We start from the raw sequence: 8,442 nt of genomic DNA on the forward strand, positions 1-8,442 counted from the left end.
CGCCCCTTTTTTAACCGGATGCTTGAATATTCGCCATGCTGCCTGAATCTCAGTCTACCGCTTTTCCCGCTCATCGTTTTTCTATCGCGCCGATGCTCGACTGGACGGACAGACACTGCCGCTACTTTTTGCGCTTACTGTCCAGCCAGACGCTGCTCTATACGGAGATGGTAACCACTGGGGCAATCATTCATGGTAAAGGCGATTATCTGGCATATAGCGAAGAAGAGCATCCGGTCGCATTACAACTGGGCGGGAGTGATCCTGCGGCGCTGGCGCAGTGCGCAAAGCTCGCTGAACAGCGGGGCTATGACGAAATCAATCTCAACGTGGGTTGTCCTTCCGACCGCGTGCAGAATGGCATGTTTGGCGCCTGCCTGATGGGGAATGCGCAACTGGTCGCCGATTGCGTCAAAGCGATGCGCGACGTGGTGTCGATTCCGGTAACAGTGAAAACTCGTATCGGCATTGATGACCAGGACAGCTACGAATTTCTCTGCGATTTCATCAACACGGTATCTGGCAAAGGCGAATGTGAGATGTTTATCATTCACGCCCGCAAGGCCTGGCTGTCCGGGTTAAGCCCGAAAGAAAACCGCGAAATTCCACCGCTGGATTATGACCGTGTTTATCAGCTAAAGCGTGATTTCCCGCATCTGACGATGTCGATCAACGGTGGCATTAAATCGTTGGAAGAAGCGAAAATTCATCTGCAACATATGGATGGCGTGATGGTGGGGCGTGAAGCTTATCAAAACCCAGGCATTCTGGCGTCCGTTGACCGCGAGATTTTTGCAGCTACCACCGAAGATACCGATCCGGTCGCCGTGGTGCGTGCCATGTACCCGTATATTGAACGTGAACTGAGTAAGGGAACCTATTTGGGACATGTGACACGCCATATGTTGGGGCTGTTTCAGGGGATCCCTGGGGCCCGTCAGTGGCGTCGCTATCTGAGCGAGAATGCACATAAAGCCGGGGCAGATATTAACGTTCTGGAGCACGCGCTGAAGCTGGTGGCAGACAAGCGTTAAGTTTTCACCAAAAGTTAGTTAATTTCACCACGCCCTGCGCTTTGTCGCGGGGCGTTTTCTTTATAAATCAACGCATTATTTTTGGCATGTTTCTTGTAAAGCAATGGAGAGAATTTCATTTCGGGAGAGAGCCATGCTGGAACTACTTTTTGTGATTGGATTTTTTATCATGCTGATGGTCACCGGCGTTTCTTTGCTGGGCGTTCTGGCCGCATTGGTCGTAGCCACCGCAGTGATGTTTCTGGGCGGACTATTTGCCTTGATGATTAAACTGTTGCCCTGGCTGCTACTGGCTGTTGCCGTGGTGTGGGTTATCAAGGCGATAAAAGCGCCAAAAGTCCCACAGTATCAGCGCAATAACCGCCGGTTTTACTAAGGTATTGAGCGGTACGTCACAACCTGCAACATTGCCTTTAGAACCAAATAGGAATTGATTATCAAATCTGTCACTATTGCCAGGTTAACGAATTCATCGAGCTGTACCCTACATACAGCCGAACTAAAAAAAGAAAGGGCTTCCTGCGGGAAGCCCTAATTCTTTCTTTCCCCGTCATAATTCAAACTCCAGGTGTGTTGGCTGCTTTCATTCACCCCAGTCACTTACTCCAGTAAGCTCCTGGGGATTCATTCCATTGCCGCCTTCCTGGAGCTTGAATTATTTAGGGGAAAATGATGGCGTTACGGAATCAGCAAACTCGATCCCTGCGTGGCCCGGCTTTCCAGTACTTCATGAGCACGCTGTGCATCGTGCAGTGCGAACGTCTGACCAGGCGCGACATCCACTTTGATCACTCCACTGGCAATTAGCGAGAATAGCTCATTGCTGGCCTCGGTTAATTCGCGGTGATTGGTGACATACCCCTGGAGTGAAGGACGGGTCACGTATAGCGAACCTTTCTGGTTCAGAATGCCTAAGTTCACGCCAGTCACCGGCCCGGAAGCATTACCAAAGCTGACCATTAGTCCCCGGCGCTGTAAACAATCCAGCGAGGCTTCCCAGGTATCTTTCCCTACCGAGTCATACACCACCCGCACTTTTTTACCGCCAGTTATCTCTTTCACTCGCTCAACAATGCTCTCTTCACGATAGTTAATGACCTGCCATGCGCCAGCCTGCAACGCAATTTGCGCCTTTTGCGCACTGCCGACAGTACCAATCAGCTTCGCACCCAATGCTTTTGCCCACTGGCAGGCAATCATGCCGACGCCGCCCGCAGCCGCATGGAACAAAAACGGCTCATCAGGCTGAATTTCATACGTTTTACGTAACAGATAAAAAACGGTTAGCCCTTTAAGAAACGAGGCGGCAGCTTGTTCAAACGAGATAGCGTTAGGCAGGATGGCGGCTTTATCGGCCGGAACGTTATGCACTGAGCTGTAGGCGCCAAGGGCAGACTGGGCGTACACCACGCGATCGCCAGCTTTAATGTGTGTCACTTTGCTGCCGACTTTGCTGACCACGCCTGCGGCTTCGGTACCCAGACCGCTGGGCAGGGAAGGCGGTGGATAAAGACCACTGCGGATGTAGGTGTCGATATAGTTGATCCCAATCGCTTTGTTCTCGACCTGGATTTCGTTTTCCGCCGGGTCTACGGGCGTAAACTCCACCGCCTTGAGTACATCAGGGCCACCATGCTTGTGAAATTCAATACGTGTTGCCATGCTTCCTCCAAAAGAAATGTGGTAATCTTTCGACCCAATCATTATCTCGGTAACTCCATTCACTATGGCAGGAAATAAACCCTTCAACAAACAACAGACTGATGCTCGTGAGCGCGATCCCCAGGTCGCCGGGCTGAAAGTACCGCCGCACTCGATTGAAGCGGAACAGTCGGTGTTGGGCGGTTTAATGCTGGATAACGAACGTTGGGACGATGTCGCCGAGCGTGTGGTGGCGGAAGATTTTTATACCCGACCGCACCGGCATATCTTCACGGAAATGCATCGCCTGCAGGAGATGGGAAAACCCATCGATCTGATCACGCTGGCAGAGTCGCTGGAGGTTCAGGGACAACTAGACAGCGTCGGCGGTTTTGCTTACCTGGCTGAGTTGTCTAAAAACACGCCAAGTGCGGCGAACATTAGCGCTTATGCGGATATTGTCCGCGAACGTGCCGTTGTTCGTGACATGATTTCAGTTGCGAACGAAATCGCGGAAGCCGGTTTTGATCCGCAAGGACGCTCCAGTGAAGATCTGTTGGACCTTGCAGAATCCCGTGTCTTTAAAATCGCGGAAAGCCGCGCTAATAAAGACGAAGGCCCGAAAAATATCACCGATGTGCTCGACGCAACCGTCGCGCGTATCGAGCAACTGTTCCAGCAGCCGCACGACGGCGTCACCGGAGTGAACACCGGTTATGACGACCTCAATAAAAAGACGGCTGGTTTGCAGCCGTCAGACTTAATTATTGTCGCCGCGCGTCCGTCGATGGGTAAAACGACATTTGCAATGAACCTCGTCGAAAATGCGGCGATGTTGCAGGATAAGCCGGTTCTTATCTTTAGTCTTGAAATGCCCTCAGAACAGATCATGATGCGTTCCCTGGCCTCGCTCTCACGCGTAGACCAAACCAAAATCCGTACCGGTCAACTGGATGATGAGGACTGGGCGCGAATTTCCGGAACAATGGGTATTTTGCTAGAGAAACGAAACATCTATATTGATGACTCCTCCGGCCTGACGCCTACGGAAGTGCGCTCGCGTGCCCGTCGTATCGCCCGTGAACATGGCGGTATCGGACTTATCATGATCGACTACCTGCAGCTGATGCGCGTGCCGTCGCTCTCCGACAACCGTACGCTGGAAATTGCAGAAATCTCCCGCTCGCTGAAAGCGTTAGCGAAAGAACTGCATGTGCCGGTGGTGGCGCTGTCGCAGCTTAACCGCTCTCTGGAACAACGTGCCGACAAGCGTCCGGTCAACTCGGATCTGCGTGAGTCCGGCTCCATCGAGCAGGATGCCGACTTAATCATGTTTATCTATCGTGATGAGGTTTATCACGAAAACAGCGATCTGAAAGGGATCGCAGAAATCATTATTGGTAAGCAACGTAACGGCCCGATCGGTACGGTGCGCCTGACGTTTAACGGTCAGTGGTCGCGCTTCGATAACTATGCGGGCCCACAATACGACGACGAATAAATCTCCGTCATCCTTCATGCAGCAGATGCGTTGACTACGCCCGTTCACCCCGGTCACTTAGTTTACTAAGCTCCCGGGGATTCTCTGGCTTGTCGCCTTCCTGCAACACGAATGATTTAGAAGATTCTTTTATTAAGGAATACAAATGCAAGCGGCAACTGTAGTCATTAACCGCCGCGCTCTGCGACACAACCTGCAACGTCTGCGTGAACTGGCTCCAGCCAGCAAACTGGTTGCGGTCGTGAAAGCGAACGCCTACGGCCATGGTCTGTTAGAGACCGCGCGAACGCTCCCCGATGCGGACGCTTTTGGTGTCGCTCGTCTTGAAGAAGCCCTGCGCTTGCGAGCGGGAGGGATCACGCAGCCCATCCTGCTGCTGGAGGGGTTTTTTGATGCCTCCGATCTGCCGACTATTTCCGCGCAGCGTCTGCATACAGCCGTCCATAACCAGGAGCAGCTCGAAGCCCTGGAAGCAGCAAAACTGGCTGAACCCGTTACCGTCTGGATGAAGCTCGACACCGGTATGCATCGCCTGGGCGTACGCCCTGAGCAGGCTGAGGCGTTTTATCAGCGCTTAACGCAATGTGAAAACGTGCGCCAGCCGGTCAATATCGTCAGCCACTTTGCTCGCGCGGACGAGCCTGAGTGTGGCGCGACCGAAAAACAGCTCGATATCTTCAACAGTTTTTGTGAAGGCAAACCGGGGCAGCGTTCGATTGCCGCGTCGGGTGGTATTTTGCTGTGGCCGCAGTCTCATTTCGACTGGGCGCGTCCGGGGCTGATTCTGTATGGCGTATCACCACTGGAAAATCACTCCATCGGCGCTGATTTTGGCTGCCAACCGGTAATGTCGCTGACCTCAAGTCTGATTGCGGTGCGTGAGCACAAAGCGGGCGAGCCGGTTGGTTATGGGGGAACCTGGCTGAGCGAGCGCGACACGCGTCTTGGCGTGGTAGCGATGGGCTATGGCGATGGTTATCCGCGCGCAGCGCCTTCGGGGACGCCGGTACTGGTCAACGGCCGTGAAGTGCCGATCGTCGGTCGCGTTGCAATGGATATGATCTGCGTCGATTTAGGGCCCGAAGCGCAGGATAAAGCCGGCGATTCGGTGATTCTGTGGGGCGAGGGCCTGCCCGTTGAACGTATTGCTGAAATGACGAAAGTAAGTGCTTACGAACTTATTACGCGCCTGACCTCAAGGGTGGCGATGAAGTATATCGATTAACAGCATGATGTGCCGGACAGGTGGTTACGCCGCCTTCCGGCAATATTCCTCTCAACATCCTCTCGATCTTCTCCCACTTCCGGTTTATTGTGTTCTTAACCCCTGCCTGTAAACCCGGAGAACCACACGTGTTTCAAAAAGTTGACGCCTACGCTGGCGACCCGATTTTATCGCTCATGGAGCGCTTCAAAGAAGATTCACGTAGCGACAAAGTGAATCTCAGCATCGGCCTGTATTACAACGAAGACGGTATTATTCCTCAGCTTAGAGCGGTGGCGGAAGCGGAAGCTCGACTTAATGCCAAACCGCATGGTGCTTCGCTGTATCTGCCGATGGAAGGTCTGAACACGTATCGCCATACCATTGCGCCGCTGCTGTTTGGCGCAGAACATCCGGTTCTCCAGCAGCAGCGCGTCGCAACCATTCAGACGCTGGGCGGCTCCGGTGCGTTAAAGGTTGGCGCAGATTTCCTGAAACGTTATTTCCCTGATTCTGGTGTGTGGGTCAGCGATCCGACCTGGGAAAACCATATCGCGATTTTTGAAGGTGCCGGATTCGAAGTAAGCACTTACCCATGGTATGACGACACGACCAACGGCGTGCGTTTCAACGACCTGCTGGCAACGCTGAATACCCTACCGGCGCGCAGCATCGTGCTGCTACATCCGTGCTGCCATAACCCGACAGGGGCGGATTTAACGCCTGCGCAGTGGGATAGCGTTATTGAGATCCTGAAAGCACGCGATCTGATTCCGTTCCTGGACATTGCTTACCAGGGCTTCGGCGGTGGAATGGAAGAAGACGCCTATGCGATTCGCGCCATCGCCAGCGCCGGATTGCCCGCTCTGGTCAGCAACTCATTCTCGAAGATTTTTTCCTTATACGGTGAGCGTGTCGGCGGACTGTCTGTGGTATGTGAAGACGCTGATGCCGCCAGCCGTGTTCTGGGGCAGCTAAAAGCGACGGTGCGTCGTAACTACTCCAGCCCGCCAAACTTTGGTGCGCAGGTAGTTGCCGCGGTGCTGGGTGATGACGTGCTGAAAGCCAACTGGCTGGCGGAAGTTGAAGAGATGCGTACTCGCATTCTGGCGATGCGTCAGGAGCTGGTTAACGTATTAAATGCGGAGATCCCAGGCCGTAATTTTGACTACCTGCTGCAACAGCGCGGTATGTTCAGCTATACCGGGCTTAGCGTAGCCCAGGTCGATCGCCTGCGCGATGAGTTCGGTGTATACCTGATCGCCAGCGGTCGTATGTGCGTGGCCGGGCTGAATCACGGTAACGTGCAGCGCGTGGCGAAGGCATTTGCTGCCGTCATGTAACCGACTTTGCAGGCCTGATAAGCGTCGCGCCATCAGGCCTGTTTTCCAATGTGATCGTGCTCCTTTTCCAGGACAAAACCAGAGAAAATCCTTCCTTTCCCTCCCCCTAAGGGGTAAGGTCAGATAGTTTTTTGACCAGTTGTTAATAAAAAAATGATAACTAACTGACTACTTAGGGAAAAATATGCGCAAGTTTACGTTGGCACTGAGTGCCGTTTGTTTATTGTTCACGCTAAATCAGCCAGCCCAGGCACTCGTTTCTTCTCCCTCTCAGCTCAATCCAGGCACTAACGTTGCAAAGCTCGCTGAGCAGGCTCCCATTCACTGGGTCTCCGTGGCACAAATTGAAAACAGCCTGACCGGACGTCCGCCGATGGCCGTCGGGTTTGATATCGATGACACTGTCCTCTTTTCCAGCCCAGGCTTCTGGCGCGGTAAAAAAACGTATTCTCCGGACAGTGAGGATTACCTGAAGAATCCGGCCTTCTGGGAAAAAATGAACAATGGCTGGGACGAGTTCAGTATTCCAAAAGAAGTCGCGCGCCAACTGATTGATATGCACGTGCGTCGCGGTGACAGCATCTTTTTCGTGACCGGGCGTAGCCAGACGAAGACTGAAACGGTGTCGAAAACGTTGTCTGATAACTTTCACATCCCGGCTGGAAATATGAATCCGGTCATTTTTGCCGGCGACAAGCCGGGTCAGAACACCAAAACGCAGTGGCTGCAGGATAAAAATATCCGCATGTTCTACGGTGACTCCGATAATGACATCACTGCCGCTCGCGACGTGGGTATTCGTGGTATTCGCATTTTGCGCGCCTCTAACTCCACTTATAAGCCTCTGCCACAGGCCGGTGCGTTTGGTGAAGAGGTGATCGTCAACTCGGAATATTGAGGACGCTGGCTGCGGATTGCTGTTTTTTTAAACAAATTTACATTGCTGGCTTTTACCTTTTGCGGACTTGCTGCACACTGAATAAAAGATGTTCTCATGAGGCAATATGCTGGTAAGGGGAATAAAGATGACGAATTCGGAGTTGCTGCAATACTGCATGGCAAAAACGGGCGCGGAGCAGAGCGTTCACAGTGACTGGAAGGCCACGCAAATCAAAGTCGAAGATGTGCTTTTTGCCATGGTAAAAGAGGTGGAAGAACGCCCGGCGGTGTCTCTGAAAACCAGCCCTGAACTGGCAGAACTGTTGCGCCAGCAGCATAGCGATGTTCGGCCAAGCAGGCATCTCAATAAGGCGCACTGGAGTACGGTGTATCTGGACGGCTCGCTGCCGGATTCACAGATTTATTATCTGGTCGACGCCTCTTATCAGCAGGCTGTGAACACGTTACCGGAAGATAAACGCCGGATACTGACGCAGCCCTGATCCGTTTCGCCGGATGCGGCGCAAGCGCCTTATCCGGCCTACAGGCTTTATGCATATTCTGTAGTTTCGTAGGCGCTGATAAGCGCAGTGCCATCAGGCACAACCGTAGCCGGATGCGGCGCAAGCGCCTTATCCGGCCTACAGGCTTTATGCATATTCTGTAGTTTCGTAGGCGCTGATAAGCGCAGTGCCATCAGGCACAACCGTAGCCGGATGCGGCGCAAGCGCCTTATCCGGCCTACAAGCTTTATGCCTGGTCTGTAGTTTCGTAGGCGCTGATAAGCGCAGTGCCATCAGGCACAACCGTAGCCGGATGCGGCGCAAGCGCCTTATCCGG

At 53.1% G+C, this 8,442-nt stretch carries 8 protein-coding genes; 7 read left to right on the forward strand and 1 reads right to left on the reverse strand.

Features of this window, described 5'->3' with window-relative positions; genetic code table 11:
• The first annotated feature begins 35 nt into the window (after window positions 1-35).
• The gene (dusA, locus tag OGY18_RS25205; RefSeq protein WP_020996089.1) at window positions 36-1,034 is read left to right on the forward strand and encodes a tRNA dihydrouridine(20/20a) synthase DusA; all 999 of its coding nucleotides are present in this window, start codon (window positions 36-38) and stop codon (window positions 1,032-1,034) included.
• 133 nt (window positions 1,035-1,167) lie between these two features.
• On the forward strand, window positions 1,168-1,410 hold the full coding sequence (gene pspG / locus OGY18_RS25210) for an envelope stress response protein PspG (RefSeq protein ID WP_003031713.1): 243 nt from the start codon (window positions 1,168-1,170) through the stop codon (window positions 1,408-1,410).
• A 302-nt stretch (window positions 1,411-1,712) separates the two neighbouring features.
• On the opposite strand, the gene OGY18_RS25215 is transcribed toward pspG, so the two are convergent.
• Complete coding sequence (locus tag OGY18_RS25215; protein ID WP_003826608.1) at window positions 1,713-2,696, reverse strand: quinone oxidoreductase; 984 nt, start codon at window positions 2,694-2,696, stop codon at window positions 1,713-1,715.
• A 64-nt stretch (window positions 2,697-2,760) separates the two neighbouring features.
• Between OGY18_RS25215 and dnaB the strand changes: the two genes are divergently transcribed.
• The 5 genes from dnaB to OGY18_RS25240 all read left to right on the forward strand — a co-directional run bounded on the left by dnaB (window position 2,761) and on the right by OGY18_RS25240 (window position 8,105).
• A complete protein-coding gene (gene dnaB, locus OGY18_RS25220; protein ID WP_003826610.1) occupies window positions 2,761-4,176 on the forward strand; it encodes a replicative DNA helicase in 1,416 nt (471 codons plus the stop codon).
• A gap of 145 nt (window positions 4,177-4,321) precedes the next feature.
• Complete coding sequence (alr, locus tag OGY18_RS25225; RefSeq protein WP_003826612.1) at window positions 4,322-5,401, forward strand: alanine racemase; 1,080 nt, start codon at window positions 4,322-4,324, stop codon at window positions 5,399-5,401.
• Between the two features lie 128 nt (window positions 5,402-5,529).
• Window positions 5,530-6,723, forward strand: coding sequence for an aromatic amino acid transaminase (gene tyrB / locus OGY18_RS25230; protein ID WP_286554734.1), 1,194 nt, complete (start codon window positions 5,530-5,532; stop codon window positions 6,721-6,723).
• A gap of 184 nt (window positions 6,724-6,907) precedes the next feature.
• Complete coding sequence (aphA, locus tag OGY18_RS25235) at window positions 6,908-7,621, forward strand: acid phosphatase AphA (RefSeq protein ID WP_003826615.1); 714 nt, start codon at window positions 6,908-6,910, stop codon at window positions 7,619-7,621.
• Window positions 7,622-7,748: 127 nt separating this feature from the next.
• A complete protein-coding gene (locus tag OGY18_RS25240; RefSeq protein WP_008786927.1) occupies window positions 7,749-8,105 on the forward strand; it encodes an MmcQ/YjbR family DNA-binding protein in 357 nt (118 codons plus the stop codon).
• Window positions 8,106-8,442 lie beyond the last annotated feature (337 nt).

This window comes from Citrobacter sp. Cpo142 (genome assembly GCF_030332425.1).
GTDB lineage: Bacteria > Pseudomonadota > Gammaproteobacteria > Enterobacterales > Enterobacteriaceae > Citrobacter > Citrobacter portucalensis.